Source organism: Clostridium frigoris, from assembly GCF_018861865.1.
Taxonomy (GTDB): Bacteria; Bacillota; Clostridia; order Clostridiales; family Clostridiaceae; genus Clostridium_AD; species Clostridium_AD frigoris.
Genome location: NZ_JAHLDV010000072.1, coordinates 1 through 12,897 on the forward strand (window position 1 = coordinate 1; position 12,897 = coordinate 12,897).

The window sequence follows — 12,897 nt, forward strand, 5'->3', positions numbered from 1 at the left end:
ATTCTACAGACTTGTCAAGTGTTTTATGCAAAAAAAATGGGGGAATCAATAAAAATTAATGATACTAAAAATGAGTAATCACAGGAACTAGGGAGTTTCCGTGAAATCTCTGATTATAAAAGGGGGTGAATATTTTATGAGTTCTAATTCAAATGGTCCCAAAGTACAAGTTTCAATAATACTAGCTATAATAATTTGTGTTGTTATTTTAGTATCAACCGCTGGTAATCTTACAAGTAGGCTAATAGTTAGCAAATTTCATCAAGACATTGAGCATAGCTCTGCTAATTTTAATTTAAAAGAATTAGTCTATCAAAATAGAAATTTTTCTCTTTCTAAAAAAGTATCAATACCAAAAACGGAAAAGCAAGTTTTTGCTAAACCTAGACCAATAATAAAATCAAAACAAATTGGTTATATATCTAAGGTATATGAGAAAGCTGGCAGGAGATATCTGAGCTTTGATGATGTTAAGTTTCTAACAGGAAATGCAGCAATCGAGGCAGCTAAAAAGGATGGAACTGCCATATATGAAGATGGAAAATATTATGTAGATGATGATTACTATATTGTTAATAATAACAAAAATACAAAAAGTTATGTTATAGCGAGTAACGCCTCACTAAAGTTACTAGGATTTTTGATAAATCCTAGTAACAATGACATTAATAATCATTCTACTAACTATGCTAATTTCAAACGTATCGCCAATAGTAGGAATGGATATTTGTTATGTTATATCTATACTCAAAATAATATAATTGTAAAAGCTGAAAGCCAATATACACCTTAGATATACAAAAGCTGGTGAATTAATTCACCAGCCTTCTTATATCTAAGTTAAGATTAACTATTCCCATAAATCTTTAGTTAATTTTTTGATTTCTATCTTTCTTTTTTTAGTTTTCTCTATATCGATAATAATCACACCATTATCAATAATTAGTACATCCCCCTCCTTAGCTACACTAGGGATTTTAGATTTTTTAATATCCATCATAGTTCTATCTTCTTTTTCGCACACAACATAATCACCTTCAAATCTATCAATTATTAAATTCATTAATTACCTCCTGCACATACATTACACGGATCATTATGAGAAGAATTTTTTACTTCACCTAAGGTTCCACTTAATATGATCTTACTTCTTGCGAGTGTTCTACAATTTTTATCATAGTGATATGATTTCCCTGAGGGAGTATAATATACAATTTTACTATTATTTGATGATTTAGGCAATTTAGTCGCAACTGCTTTAACTGCTGGGCTTCCACTACTTGAAAAGCTTTTGCTAGAAGAGCTTGAGCCTGATCCTAGAAAATCATAACTACCTGGCTTAGTATTAAATGTTATGTTTTTACCATCAGATGTTGCAATTATTGTTCCACTTTCATCAGTTCTATAAACTTTAATACCTTTTTCTTTTAATTTATCCATTGTTGACTTATGAGGATGTCCATAACTATTGTCTTTGCCTACTGAAATAATCGCATATTTAGGATTTACCTTATCTAAAAAATCCTGCGTAGTTGATGAACTAGAGCCATGATGTCCTACCTTAAGCACATCAGCACTTATATCAAGACCTTTGGATAACATTTCATTCTCAGATGCTCCCTCTGCATCTCCGTCAAACATAAAGCTATTATTACCAAAAGTTAATCTTATTACCATTGAAAAATTATTTAAATCTTCATAGCTAGTACTGTTAGGTGCTAAAATTGTGGCCGTTGCACTCCCTACTTTAAAAGTTTCCCCGACTGTAGGTGCAGTTACTTTCATTCCCTTAGCTTTAATGGAACTTACTACATCTAAAAAAGTCTTAGTATTTGATGTGACCTTTGGCATATAAATTTTACCTATTTGAAAACTATTTATTACAGAGTCTAGTCCCCCGATATGATCCTCATGTGGATGAGTCCCTACAATATAATCAAGTTTCGTAATACCTTGCTTTGCTATATAATTTTTAACAGTACTTGAGTCTTCATTATTCCCTGCATCTATTAACATTGAACTTGTTCCTTGCTCTATTAAAATACTATCAGCTTGTCCTACATCTATATAAGAGACTCTTAAATTACCATTAATAGCCTTCTTATCGTTAATGACCTTACTATTAACTAAGCTTATATTTTTAATAGGTTGAAGTTGCTTATTTGTTATATTCTGCTTTGATGATACTTTACCTGATAAAACTGTTTTTGTAGTATTTTCAGATATACTTGAGCAACCAGTAAGGCTTAAAATAAGTATTAATCCGAGTATAGAAGCTAGATACCTTTTTACATTTTTCATTTTAATCCCCTTGTAAATATTTTTTGCTTTTGTTCTAAAATAACATCCTCATACATATACTTATATTCGAGCAATTAGATAACTGTTCATACAATGCTAGATTACATTCCACCTAAAATTAAAAGATTCCACTGTCATTATTCAACAAATATATGCAAATATCCTTCAATTTTGTGTAAAAAATAATAAAAAAAAGTTATGCCAGTACTAACTGTGGCATAACTTTTCTTCTATATAGCATTTATCCGCTATTTATATATTTTTGAACTTTCTAACATATTATATCTATTTGTGATTAATTGCCATATCGTGAATATAGCTGTTTGTAATTTTATTAATGTATTTATTGGATATTTATTCTTACTTAAAAATAACAAATACATATTCTTAAAATCAGATGAAAATGTAATTTCAAGTTTTCTATACTCTTCTTCATTAAAATTATACTTAAGATCATGAGAATATAAATTTCTTATATGGTTCACTTCCGTAACAGTTTTAAATATATCAACTGGAAGTAGTCCTAATGAAAATACTAATCTTGCTAGCTGATCAAATGTCAATTTATCACATTCTAAGATTTCTGGATTTTCAAGATGCTCTTTTAGCCTTTCTCTTAATGCATATTCTATATAAAGATTTCCCTTTAATATAATTTGCATTGGATTTTCAGAATTTATATCTAAATGAAACCTTTCTAATTTGTTTTTTAATTCCAACATGTTATCTTCAAATTTCTTTAACTCAGTTTTATTCATTTCTCCCATCAATTATTCCCCCTCGTGACTAATTTTTCTTTTTGCACTGATGACAATGTTTAATCCAAGATTATGATTGAGCTTAAAATATAAGTTACAAAATCTCACTTATATTGCCATTATAACATGTTTTTAGGTTGGTTTTTTAATAATTAACTAAATAGCATGAATAAAATTTGTAAAATGGTCAATAATTAAACTATACCAACTTTATTGTTATATGTATAAAAAATACTGCATTGGGTCCCCCCAAATGCAGTATTTTGCTTTTAAATTTTCTTATATATATGTCGACTATTCTAAAAAAAAGTCTTTTAATAAATATATATCGTCTCTTACAAAAATAAGCATACCCTTTTCAAAAAAATTATAAACTTCAAAAGGTGCATTCCTAAATGGTAAATCAATTTCTTCCAGCATTTTTTTTAGTTTTTTTGAGTATTTAAATAATATTGCATTTTGATGATTTTTCTTTGCTGGTGTACCAAAAAAATATATGTTTTGATCTGTTTCCATAATAAAATCACATTTATTAAAAAAGTATCCTTCTTTAAATAATTCCTGGTTATTGATTTTAATAATATTATCTTCAATACTAAGCTTTAATTTATATTCAGCATTATTATGAATCTTTTCTTTATATGATTTTGCAAATTTCGGATAAATTACATTTGGTGTTTTTTTTCTTCTTACTTTTCTTTCTCCTATATATAAATAAGAGCCATCATATAAATTAACTTTAAAGTCATCAGCATAAACACAATCTTCGTCAACATCTATCTCTTTTATACTTCTGATCATATTAATGTCCGGCTCTTTTTTTCTTAAATTAAGCTTAGATTCATATTTATCATAAAAATGTTTCCATATATAATTTCCTGTTTTCATATCAATGCACGCTAATCCACAATTATACTCCCCATACATACCAAAATCGAGAGTCCTATTTGTAAGTATTATTTGTTTTTCTTTTATATATATAGCTCTTGAAAAATAATGTTCCCACGACCTATTCCAAATCAAATTTCCTCCATTATCTATCAAAATTCCACCATTTGCTAATAGATATTCATCATTTATATTTAATAAATGCTTATAGCCTAATATTGTTGGGCTATCTTTAGAAATAACCTTCTTATACTCAATCTCCCGCATTGTTATACTTCTCCTTTTGCTCCAGTAATATATTGCAAATATAGATGAAGCTGAGATATGGTGCCTAAACAATTACTAATATATAAGCAATCTATTAATAATATGTTTAATATTCTATAATATTCGTTTATTTCTTCATTTAAACTAATTTATATTTAAGAAAGATATGGTACAATTGTTTTACTATAAAAGTCTTAAAATTAGACTTTATTCGAAAGGAACAAACAATATGCATACTCATGTAAACAAAGGCATCATTAAGAATATCTTTTTTATTCTGCTCGGAAGTTTAATATCATCATTTGGAATTAATTTGTTTATATCCAAGGCAAAACTTTTAAGTGGAGGCGCTTCTGGTATTGCTTTAATTATGCAGTATCTATTTAAATTTCCTGCTGGATATAGTGTATTGATAATGAACATTCCATTATTAATACTAAGCTATAAATGTCTTAACAAACGGTTTACTTTTCTTACATTTATAGGTACAATTTCATTTTCTTTGTTCTTAATTTTCACCGCTCCTCTAAAAGGTGTAATTGGAACAAATGATACACTGCTATTATGTTTATTCGGTGGAGTATTAAATGGAATTGGCATAGGAATAATATTCAGTAATCACGGTTCTGCAGGAGGACTCAATAGTATTTCTGCTTTGGTAAAAGTAAAATATGATAATTTTAATATAGGACAAATATCCTTTTGTATTAATATGATAATTGTTTGCATCGCTACTTTGTTTTTTGGAGTGACCAGCGCAATGTACACCATAGTTGCAATGTTTATAACGGCTGAAGTTACTGATAGAGTAATAAATGGAATAAACAAGCAAAAATTAATTCTTATTATTACTAGAAATGAAAAAGAAATTTGTGATGGAATTTTGTATAAAATGCGTAGAGGAGTTACTTTTTTATATGGTGAAGGTGCCTATACTGGCAAACATCAAAAAATATTATTCTGTACTGTATCCCTCCATCAAATTCCTGAACTAAAGTTAATTATTAAAGAGATAGACAATGATGCTTTTATGATAATAGTTGATGCTTCTGAGGTAAGAGGAAAGGGCTTTAGAAATGATTTAATATAAAAAAAGCAACAAAAACTAGTACAGTTTTTGTTGCTTTTTTCTTTAATTTTATCTAGTATATAACTTTCCAATTATCATTCACGGTTGCTTTAATTGTTTTTCTCTCAAGTATATAATTTGCAATTAGTTCAGCCATATCTATTGGTATATCTTTAAGGACAGGTTTACCCTTGAAAAATAAATAATTTCCACCACCACCTGCTCTGTAATTATTCATTACTACAGCATATCGTCCCTCCATGTTAAGTGGAGAGTTTTTATAATTAATTTTCGTAATTCTAGAGTTTATGGGTTTTGTAATATCTATAACATAATCTATGCCTTCCCACATATCATAATTATAATGTTGAAGTTTAAGATAATTACCATTCTTTGCTGCCCCTACCTCGCCGTCAACTATACTAAAATATTCTGCAGTTCTCTCGAGAGCTGCTTTTATATCAGAGCCTTTTATCTGTATTACCTTTAATGTATTTGGATATTTGTAATTTGATATTATATCTCTCATGGTAACATTGTAATCAAATCCCTTACAGTTGTTATCAAAAATAGCTGTGTTGGATATATCAACCTTTGCTGCATCCATCTGAACGTTATTTATAAACTCAGCAAAAGCATTATCTTTAAGCCTTGCCTTTAGGTGATCCTTGATAAGCATGTCACCTTCTATATGCCCAATTGGAATATCAAGCCAAGCTTGCGTTTCTGTTTCTATTGGGCATGTAGAATTCAAAATTCTTTTATCAACATAACAAGCATTTGCATCAATAACTGTAGACACTTTGCTTTGAACCGACCATTTTCCAGAGTTTTTAACTAAATCAATGGATACTTTGCCAATACACTTACCATTGTAACCTGGTTGCACAACTAAAACACCATTTACCGATAAATTCTCTATAACTCTGTGTTGATGCCCCGTTAAAAGCACATCCATATTACTCACTTTAGTGCATAACTCATAACCTTGATTTTCTCCTGTGAGTTTTTCGGATGGCTGACCTGTTTCTATATCTCTTTCAAACCCGCCATGATAGGCTACTATATTTATGTCCGTAGCTTCTTTATCTTTCATTATCTGGAGCCAATAGCTTGCACTCTCTACTACATCTTTAAAATCTAAATCCTTAATTGTCTCAAAATTTTCCCAGTTAGGAATATACTTAGTTGTTAGCCCTAAAATACCTACTTTTAAACCATTATCAAAAGTTTTAATAATGTACGGTTTATTAATAAAGCTTTCGTCAGTATTTTTTTTTGTAATATTAGCGCTTAGCCATGGAAAATTTGACGTTTTTATAGCATTATCCAAATAAGCCCTTCCATAATTAAATTCATGATTACCAATTACAGCAGCATCATATCCCATAAGATTCATAACTTCAATCATTGGATTCATCCTATTATTATTTATTTTAGCATGAAAATATGTAAGCGCTGTACCTTGAATCATATCCCCATTATCTACAAGCAAAGTAGCCTGATTTACTTCTCTTTCCCTTGTAATTATAGTTGATAAAGCTGCAAGGCCACAGTTTGCATAGGAATTGTCGGAATAATTTATAGGTAAGACCGTTCCATGAACATCGCTGGTTTCTAATATTGTTAGTCTAAAATTTTCATTAATACACATATAAAACTCCCCAATCAAAAGATAAATAATTCTAATACCTAATTTTATCATAAAATAAGTCTATATAGTAATAAATACTCCTCTTTTACCAAAGTATAGAATAAATTTTGATTTAGAAAATAATCAATAGATAAATGTCTAACTAGCTATCATATTTCCCCATGTAAAAAAAACGCAAATCCTCCAGTAATCACATACTGGAGGGTCTAATTATCTTGTACGAACACGCTTTGTAATTATTGGCCCTTATAATATGGTATACCATCAGCCTTTGGAGCTGTGGAGTTTCCCACAAAAGCGACTAATATAATTAATGTCAAAACGTACGGTAACATTGATAAAATTGAAGGTGGGACATGAATTGCAGAAGTACTTCCACCAAGAATTACAACCAAAGCCTGAGCAAATCCAAATAAAAGACATGCGGCCATTGTTCCTTGTGGTTTCCACTTTCCAAAAATAACTGCGGCAAGAGCTATAAATCCTTGCCCCGATATAGTAGATTGTGTAAAACAGTTAACCACAGCTAAAGTCATTGCAGCTCCTCCAAATCCGGAAAGAACTCCCGACGTAAAGACAGACAAATACTTCACTTTATTTACATTAATTCCAAGAGTATCTGCTGCAGCTGGATTTTCACCAACTGATCTAATTCGAAGTCCAAAACTTGTCTTATATAACACAAACCACATAATAAGAACAAAAATGAAAACTATTGGTATAGTAAGTCTCACATTCATTGTTTTTAAAATCAAATTAGATGAATTTGTTGCATAACTGCCAAATAAAGTTGGTATTTGATTTGGAACTGGTTTTGTCATTGTACTTCCCTCAAATAATTTTCTCCCAAGAAATAATGCAATTCCTGGTCCAAGGAAATTAATAGCAACACCTGATATAGTTTGATCTGCCCTAAAAGAAATACAAGCAACCGCATGTATTAGAGCAAGCAGTCCCCCAGCAAGGCCACCTGCCAAAAATCCAAGCCACGGATTTGCTGTAAAGTAACCCACCGCTGCTCCTGCAAAAGCTCCAATTGTCATCATTCCCTCAATACCGATATTTACCACACCGGCATTTTCAGATATTACTCCTCCAAGTCCTGCGAACATTAACGGTGCAGAATACATAAGAGTTATACTTATTGCTAGTAATATACTAGTGCTCATTTTTTACCCTCCTCTTCTTTAACTTTTCGGATATCATAGTAAACATAGAGGCTACTGCAACAAAGAACACAATAACACCAATCATTATATTAACTACCTCTGACGGTGCACCAAGATTCATCTGTATTGTACTTCCACCAAACTGAAGCCCTGATAAAAGAAGTGCCGTAAATATGCACCCCAGTGGTGAACTGTTAGCCATCAGTGCAACGGTTATCCCATTAAATCCATATCCTGGAGCAGTTGCAAGAGTTACTAGTGAATGAGGAAGTGAACCTGCCATTTGGAGAGCACCTGCAAGTCCTGCAAGTCCACCAGCAATAAACATGGTCATAATAATATTCTTTTTAACACCAATTCCAGCAAATTCAGCTGCATCTTTATTAAGTCCTACAGCTCTAACTTGATAACCAAATGTTGTTTTATACAATACGAACCATATAAGTATAGCAACAACTATAGCTATAATAATTCCATAATTTATGTCAGTTGCAAGTAATATTGTAGCTAATGTCTGATGACTTGCAAGATATGCCTGCCCATGTGGCGTTTCTTTCCAATTAACAAGTATATTTGTCCATGCATTGTGATTAATAGCAACAGAATATTGTGTATTTTTTATACCTATTCCTGGCACTGATATTAGGTAGTTGTTAAAGTATAAGGCTATCCAATTTAGCATAATGGTTGTTATAACCTCATGAATACCAAACTTTGCTTTAAGAAATCCAGCAAAAGCCCCGTACAGACCAGCCGCAAGTATAGCAACAAGCATTATTACAATAATGCTTATACCTGGTGGTAATTTAAGTTGGCTGCCAATTATAACAGCTGCCATAGCTCCCACAAGATATTGACCCTCAGCTCCAATATTGAAAAGTCCAGTCTTAAATGCAAATGCAACACTTAGACCTGTTAAAATATTTGGCATTGTCAAAATCAGAACCTGAACCATATTGAGGGGATTTGAGAAAATACTCGTAATCATCATAGAATAACAATCAAATGGATTATAACCAGCAAAGGCAAGTACAATGGCTCCAACTATAAAACCAAGTATGATAGCAAGGATTATTTTTGTAACCGCCTTATTTAGTAATTGAGCAATTTTATATTTCATCTTTCTTTTCCCCTCCTGCCATTAGAAGACCAATCAACTTTTCATCGGCTTCACCTTGTAGAAACTCGGCCACTATCTGTCCATCATATAAAACACAAATTCTGTCAGCGACATTTATAATTTCATCAAGTTCAAAGGAAATAAGCAAAATAGAATGACCACTGTCACGATGTTTCACAAGCGTGCTATGTACAAATTCTATAGCCCCTACATCTAGTCCCCTCGTTGGTTGAAATGCAACGAGTAACTCAGGGTCATTAGAAAGTTCTCTTGCAATTACTACCTTTTGCTGATTACCACCAGACAATGCACTTACTGGTTTAGATGCACAATCTTCTGGTCTAATATCATATTTCTTAATAGAATCATCTGTAAATTTATTTATTGCTTTATTATTTAAAACAAAATGTTTGGAAAATTTAGACTTATTATATTTTTCAGTTATAAAATTGTATTTAACCGAGAAATCAAGAATTAACCCCCGCTTTTGTCTATCTTCATGTATAGTAGAAATTCCATGTTCAATTACGTTATGTGTCGATGTATTTTGGATTTCTACTCCATTTATAGAAATTTTTCCTGCTTTCACTTTTTTAAGGCAAGTAATTGCTTCAACAAGTTCTTTTTGGCCATTACCATCTATACCAGCAATACCAACTATTTCCCCTTTTCTAACTTCAAGAGAGAAGTTTTTTACTCTTTCTATTTTTCTGCTATCATCAACGATAAGGTTCTCTATTTTAAATACCACATCTTCAGGTTTAGCTTTTGTCTTTTTAACTTTTAAATTAACTTCCCTTCCTACCATCATGGAAGCTAGCTCCTGCTCAGTAGTATTTTTAACATCAACCGTATCTATATATTTTCCACGACGAATGATTGTACAATACTGTGAGGATTTTTTAATTTCTTTTAGCTTATGAGTTATAATAATTATCGTTTTACCGTTTTCTGTAAGACTATGCATGATTTTAATAAGTTCTTCTATTTCCTGAGGTGTTAAAACAGCAGTAGGTTCATCAAGAATAAGAATTTCTACACCTCTGTAAAGTGCTTTTAATATCTCAACCCTTTGTTGCATTCCCACAGATATATCCTCTATTTTTGCATCAGTATCAACATCAAGTCCATATGTCTCGGATAATTTTTTAACTTCCCTGCGAGCCTTCACAATATCCAAAACGCAGCCAGCCTTAACTACTTCTTTCCCAAGAATAATATTTTCAATTACTGTAAACTTTCCCACAAGCTTAAAATGCTGATGAACCATGCCAATTTTATGTTCTATTGCAACATTTGGATTTTTCATTTCCACGCTCTCGCCATTTATAAGTATTTCTCCACTATTAGGCGTATAAAGTCCATAAAGGATATTCATAAGCGTAGTTTTTCCTGCTCCATTTTCTCCTAGTAGTGCATGTATACTCCCTTTCGCAATCTTAAGATCTATTGACGAAAGCGCACAAAAATCATCAAAATATTTATAGATAGACTTCATTTCCACAGCATATTGTAGCTTAGCTTCCATGGTTTATTCTCCTTTTTTATATCTTATATTAAACACACTAAATCATGAGTTTTCATAATTTAGTGTGTTTAATTAAATCTATTCATACTTATATGTTACTATTTGACTATTATTTTAATTAATTACTATATTTACCAAATGTATCTTTGTTATAAGGTGGAACTATCTTGCCACTCACAACATCTGCAGAAACGTTCTTTGTTTTATCAAGAACGTCTTGACCACACATTTTTATAGCCTGAGCTGTGTATGGAACTCCAACACCTTCCTCTTTAAGACCATAATTAAGTGTCTTTCCTCCAATATTTACTCCATCTTTAACTTGCTTTGAAACTGCTTCTGTCACGTTACCAACATTTTTAAGTGATGAAGTAAGCATATTGTTTGGTGCAAGCGAAGATTGATCCATATCAACGCCTATACAAAGCTTATTTTCACTCTTTGCCTCAGCAATCATGCCTTGTCCAACATTACCAGCAGCTGTAAATATAATATCTACGCCTTTTGCATACATATTCTGAGAAATTGCCTTTCCAAGAGATGAATCGCTAAATGAGTTTGCATATTGAACATCAACAGCTATAGTTTTCCCAAGTTCTTTTGCACCATATGCAACTCCAGCTCTAAACCCATAATCAAATTGATCAATTACAGTTCCTGTAATTCCACCAATAAACCCTACTTTGTTAGTCTTAGTCTTAAGTGCTGCAATATAACCAACAAGGAAAGATGATTCTTGAGCTTTAAATACAACACCAGTAACATTGCTCATAGGTGGAACAATTGCATCGTCAATAATTGCAAATTTTACATTAGGATATGCTTTTGCAGAAGCTTTTATAGCACCCTCCATTAAATAACCAATTCCCCATACAAGATTATATTTATTACTTGCAAACTGGTTCAAATTTGACGGATAATTTGAGCTCTGAACTGATTCTAAATACTTAACCTGAGATCCTGGGTTTTTTTTAGCAAATGCTTGAAGCCCATTCCATGATCCTTGATTAAAGGACTGATCGTTAACGCCTCCAGTATCCGTAACCATTCCAACTTTAAAAGTTGCTTTTGGAGTTGTAGCTGGTTTGGTAGCTGTTTTGCCTGAGCTTGAGCACCCCGCAAATACCATAGCAACAACTGACATAGACATAACTAAAGAAACTAATTTTTTACATTTCATAAATATCCCCCTTTTATTAATATATTATAGGTTTAGTCTGTTAATTTTTACTATTCTAAACCTTCTATTAATTACAATTACAATTATATAACTATTTTTGCTTTTTTTATAGTAACTTTAAAAAAAATACATTTAATTGCTCTATTTTTATTTTTAATTTGGATATTACATGTACGCTTTTTTATAATAAGTTTAGGTTCAACCATATTGCATCGAAAAGAAAGTGATTTGTTTAAAATTTTTTGGGTCAAAAGCTCAACTGCTTTCTCACAAAGCATCTTAATACCTTTATCAGTCTTAATTGCAATATCTTTTAGTATCACATTCATATTACCCTCTGTATAATTAATTTTGTTAACGTTTACTTTTGTATAAAAAGCTTTCATATAAATTCTTAGTATATGATTGATAACTGTTGTTAAAACACTTTACCATTTAATGTTATCACCATATTATGTAAATGTACATACATTCTTATTGATAATTGGAAACATTTAATTATATTCAACGTTACTATACATTTTAATTAATATTTCCTGGGTAATTTTACTAATTAGTCATTAAATTTAACGACATTTCGCAAGGAAACTTTCCTTCTGAAATCGTTGATATTAAACAGATGTAGGAGATAATTTAAGTGTTTTTGAACCAGAAAATTTCTTTTAAACCAGCTGTTATAATTGAAAATACTACTTAAAATCATTATAATAATTTTCAAATTGCAACTGCAGACGTAACCTGTACATTTTAGACATTATGTAAAGTTAATATATTACCAGTTATAACAGGCTATCTTTACATAATTCAATAAACATTCATGATTTTTCTTTATATTTTGTATGAAAAAGTAAAACCTTCCTCTCTATATTATAAATTACTCTCGATATCTCACTCATTCTTAAAATCTCATTATTTCAAAAAGAAACCTTCTTGGTATATATTGAATTTTTGTATTTATGTGGG

Annotated in this window: 12 protein-coding genes; 2 read left to right on the plus strand and 10 right to left on the minus strand. The window is 30.9% G+C overall.

Going from position 1 to position 12,897, the window contains the following annotated elements; translation table 11 throughout:
- The first annotated feature begins 136 nt into the window (after positions 1-136).
- Positions 137-793, plus strand: a complete 657-nt coding sequence (locus KPL37_RS17690; RefSeq protein WP_216151404.1) for a hypothetical protein — start codon at positions 137-139, stop codon at positions 791-793.
- Between the two features lie 57 nt (positions 794-850).
- Here the strand turns inward: KPL37_RS17690 and KPL37_RS17695 are convergent, their stop codons facing one another.
- The 4 genes from KPL37_RS17695 to KPL37_RS17710 form a co-directional block, all read right to left on the minus strand.
- Positions 851-1,063: a DUF3006 domain-containing protein gene (locus KPL37_RS17695; RefSeq protein ID WP_216151405.1), complete on the minus strand. Its 213-nt coding sequence runs from the start codon at positions 1,061-1,063 to the stop codon at positions 851-853.
- Complete coding sequence (locus tag KPL37_RS17700) at positions 1,063-2,301, minus strand: ComEC/Rec2 family competence protein (protein WP_216151406.1); 1,239 nt, start codon at positions 2,299-2,301, stop codon at positions 1,063-1,065. Before KPL37_RS17700 ends, KPL37_RS17695 begins: the two co-directional genes overlap by 1 nt.
- Positions 2,302-2,549: 248 nt before the next feature.
- On the minus strand, positions 2,550-3,068 hold the full coding sequence (locus KPL37_RS17705; RefSeq protein ID WP_216151407.1) for a hypothetical protein: 519 nt from the start codon (positions 3,066-3,068) through the stop codon (positions 2,550-2,552).
- Between the two features lie 285 nt (positions 3,069-3,353).
- Positions 3,354-4,214 carry a hypothetical protein gene (locus KPL37_RS17710; protein WP_216151408.1) on the minus strand — a complete coding sequence of 287 codons (861 nt, stop codon included), beginning with the start codon at positions 4,212-4,214 and terminating at the stop codon, positions 3,354-3,356.
- Between the two features lie 229 nt (positions 4,215-4,443).
- On the opposite strand from KPL37_RS17710, the gene KPL37_RS17715 reads away from it, so the two are divergent.
- The gene (locus tag KPL37_RS17715) at positions 4,444-5,304 is read left to right on the plus strand and encodes a YitT family protein (RefSeq protein WP_216151409.1); all 861 of its coding nucleotides are present in this window, start codon (positions 4,444-4,446) and stop codon (positions 5,302-5,304) included.
- A gap of 52 nt (positions 5,305-5,356) precedes the next feature.
- Here the strand turns inward: KPL37_RS17715 and KPL37_RS17720 are convergent, their stop codons facing one another.
- From KPL37_RS17720 to KPL37_RS17745, 6 genes are all read right to left on the minus strand, one after another.
- On the minus strand, positions 5,357-6,988 hold the full coding sequence (locus KPL37_RS17720; RefSeq protein WP_246578357.1) for a bifunctional metallophosphatase/5'-nucleotidase: 1,632 nt from the start codon (positions 6,986-6,988) through the stop codon (positions 5,357-5,359).
- Between the two features lie 185 nt (positions 6,989-7,173).
- Entirely contained in the window at positions 7,174-8,106 is a 933-nt protein-coding gene (locus tag KPL37_RS17725) for an ABC transporter permease (protein WP_216151410.1), read from the minus strand.
- Positions 8,096-9,226 carry an ABC transporter permease gene (locus KPL37_RS17730; protein ID WP_216151411.1) on the minus strand — a complete coding sequence of 377 codons (1,131 nt, stop codon included), beginning with the start codon at positions 9,224-9,226 and terminating at the stop codon, positions 8,096-8,098. Before KPL37_RS17730 ends, KPL37_RS17725 begins: the two co-directional genes overlap by 11 nt.
- Positions 9,216-10,754 (minus strand): ABC transporter ATP-binding protein, encoded by a 1,539-nt coding sequence (locus KPL37_RS17735; RefSeq protein WP_216151413.1) that lies wholly within the window; start codon positions 10,752-10,754, stop codon positions 9,216-9,218. The genes KPL37_RS17730 and KPL37_RS17735 overlap by 11 nt, the downstream gene beginning before the upstream one ends.
- A gap of 118 nt (positions 10,755-10,872) precedes the next feature.
- Entirely contained in the window at positions 10,873-11,934 is a 1,062-nt protein-coding gene (locus KPL37_RS17740) for a BMP family ABC transporter substrate-binding protein (protein WP_216151415.1), read from the minus strand.
- 83 nt (positions 11,935-12,017) lie between these two features.
- A complete protein-coding gene (locus tag KPL37_RS17745) occupies positions 12,018-12,320 on the minus strand; it encodes a hypothetical protein (protein WP_216151416.1) in 303 nt (100 codons plus the stop codon).
- Positions 12,321-12,897 lie beyond the last annotated feature (577 nt).